We start from the raw sequence: 2,596 nt of genomic DNA on the forward strand, positions 1-2,596 counted from the left end.
ATCTCGTGCAGATCGCCCATAACGTCCGCATCGGCCGCAATTGCATAATAGCCGGGCTTTCGGGTATTTCGGGTTCTGTGGTCGTAGGTGACAATGTCACCATGGGCGGCGGCGTCGGGCTTGCGGATCACCTGACCATTGGGACAGGGGCCAAGCTTGCCGCCAGAAGTGGATTTATGAGCAATGTCCCTGCAGGCGAGATCTGGGGCGGCTATCCGGCACAGCCAATGGCGGAAGCCATGCGGGAGATAGCCATGCTGCGCAAGCTCGCCAGGACCCGCAAACAGGGCGAGGGAGGCAATGGCTGACATGATCGCGTCGACGACGCTGGAGGCGGTCGACATTATGGGGCTGATGAAGCTCCTGCCGCACCGCTATCCGTTCCTGATGATCGATCGTATCGTCGACATCGATGGCGACGAATCCGCTGTTGGCATCAAGAACGTGACCATAAACGAGCCGCATTTTCAGGGCCATTTCCCTGAGCAGCCGGTCATGCCGGGTGTGCTCATCGTCGAGGCGATGGCGCAGACGGCCGGCGCCATCTGTATCCGCAGCCTGGGTACCGAAAAGCCGTCGCTGGTCTATTTCCTGACCATCGACAACGCCAAATTCCGCAAACCGGTGGTTCCCGGCGACCAGTTGAAGATCTATGTCAAGAAAATCAAGAAACGCGGCAACCTGCTCAAATTCGCTTGTGAAGCCATGGTCGACGGCGCCAAGGCGGCCGAGGCCGAGATTTCAGCCATGATGGTCACCAGCGACTGACGATCGAGTGCTTATGAAAATCAAGACATCCATTCATGCTTCCTCCATTGTCGAGGAAGGCGCCCAAATCGGCCAAGGTGTGCGCATCGGGCCGTTCTGCCATGTCGCTGCCGATGTGGTGATCGGCGACGACGTCGAACTGGTCAGTCATGTCTCGGTGATGGGCGCGACGTCGATCGGCGCCTCGACCAAGGTCTATCCGATGGCGACATTGGGCGCACCGCCGCAGAACACCAAGCACAAGGGCGGCCGAACCACCTTGGTCATCGGCAGGAACTGCACGATCCGCGAAGGCGTGACCATGCATCTCGGCACCGATTCCAGCCGCGGCGAGACGACGGTCGGCGACAATGGCAATTTCCTTGCCTACGCCCATATCGCCCATGATTGCGTCGTCGGCAACAATGCGACGTTCGCCAATGGCGCAACGCTGGGCGGCCACTGCGAGGTCGGCAACAATGTCTATATCGGCGGACTGACCGCAGTGCATCAGTTTGTCCGCATCGGCGACAACGCCTTTCTCGGCGGCTGCTCCGCGATCGTCGGCGATGTCATCCCCTTTGCCATAGCGGTCGGCAACCGCGCCAGCCTACGCGGCCTCAACATCATCGGCCTCAAGCGCTCCGGCCTGCCAAGGTCCGAAATCCTTGTGCTGCGCAAGGCTTACAGGATGATCTTCGATCGTTCCCGCACCGTTGGCGAGAACATCGAGTTCGCCAAGGCGGAGTTCGCGTCGTCGCCGACCGCCATGAAGATCATCGATTTCATCACCAGTCGCGGCAAGCGGCACTATGCTGTGCCGTCGCTCAAGGGCGGCGATGGCGACGATGTCGATGACGAAGACTGAGACAGCGGCAGCGCGTCTTGATCTTCCGCCGGGCTCCAGGGTCGGCATCATTGCCGGCGGCGGCAGTCTGCCGGTCGAAGTCGCGGCCGGTTCGGCTGAACAAGGCTATCCGCCCTTCGTCATCCTGATGGAAGGCGAGGTCGACCGCATCGCGGAGCTCTCCCGATACGATCACGAAAGCCTCGCTCTGGAAGGTATAGGCTCGCTGGTCCCATTGCTACGGCGGCACCGGATCACCCATCTGGTGCTTGCAGGCGAGATCAAGCGCCGGCCGCGATTGCTTGCGCTGCGCCCCAGTCTCAGCCTGCTCGCGGTAATTCCGCTGGTCGTCATGGCGCTCGCGCGTGGCGACGATGGCCTGCTGAAGGTCTTGGCGAGGGGCCTCGAAGCCCGTGGAATAAAGGTTGTGGGAGCGCATGAAATCGTGCCGAGCCTTGTCGCCGCCGAAGGCGTCCTGACCAACGCCGCGCCACAAAAGTCGGACTGGCGTGACATCGAGGCAGGCCTTGACGCAGCAAAGGCCATCGGGGCGCTGGACATCGGCCAGGCCGCGATCGCCATCGGTGGCCGGACCATTGCGCTGGAAGGCATCGAAGGAACAGCCGGATTGCTTGAGCGGGCAAAGCTTTTACGCGGCCACGGCCGTATTGCGGGCAAGACCCGCGGCGTCCTGGTCAAGTGCGCCAAGCCTGGCCAGGAACTGCGAGCGGATCTTCCGTCCATCGGCCTGCAGACGGTCGAAGCAGCGCATGCAGCCGAGCTTGCCGGGATTGCCGTCGAGGCGGGACGTTCGCTGGTTCTCGAAGGTCCTGAAACCATCGCGCGCGCCAACGCACTCGGCCTGTTCGTCATTGGCCTGCCTGCCACGACGGAGCCGCACAGTGGCTGACAGGGCATTGAAGATCGCGATTGTTGCCGGCGAGGAGTCCGGCGACCTGCTCGGCGCCGACATAGTACGCTCGCTCAGGCAGGCGGCCGGGC

At 62.2% G+C, this 2,596-nt stretch carries 3 protein-coding genes and 1 pseudogene; all 4 read left to right on the forward strand.

Annotated elements, in window-relative coordinates:
* Positions 1 to 308, forward strand: a pseudogene (locus EN879_RS31570) (UDP-3-O-(3-hydroxymyristoyl)glucosamine N-acyltransferase); the annotation flags it as partial.
* Positions 301 to 768 carry a 3-hydroxyacyl-ACP dehydratase FabZ gene (fabZ, locus tag EN879_RS31575; RefSeq protein ID WP_027036657.1) on the forward strand — a complete coding sequence of 156 codons (468 nt, stop codon included), beginning with the start codon at positions 301 to 303 and terminating at the stop codon, positions 766 to 768. The pseudogene EN879_RS31570 and the gene fabZ, both read left to right, overlap by 8 nt.
* A 13-nt stretch (positions 769 to 781) precedes the next feature.
* Positions 782 to 1,615, forward strand: coding sequence for an acyl-ACP--UDP-N-acetylglucosamine O-acyltransferase (gene lpxA, locus EN879_RS31580; RefSeq protein ID WP_063167971.1), 834 nt, complete (start codon positions 782 to 784; stop codon positions 1,613 to 1,615).
* A complete protein-coding gene (locus tag EN879_RS31585; protein WP_063170233.1) occupies positions 1,587 to 2,504 on the forward strand; it encodes an LpxI family protein in 918 nt (305 codons plus the stop codon). The genes lpxA and EN879_RS31585 overlap by 29 nt, the downstream gene beginning before the upstream one ends.
* Positions 2,505 to 2,596: the final 92 nt, after the last annotated feature.

Origin of the sequence: Mesorhizobium sp. M7A.F.Ca.AU.002.02.1.1 (assembly GCF_003998535.1) — a bacterium.
Lineage (GTDB): Bacteria > Pseudomonadota > Alphaproteobacteria > Rhizobiales > Rhizobiaceae > Mesorhizobium > Mesorhizobium ciceri.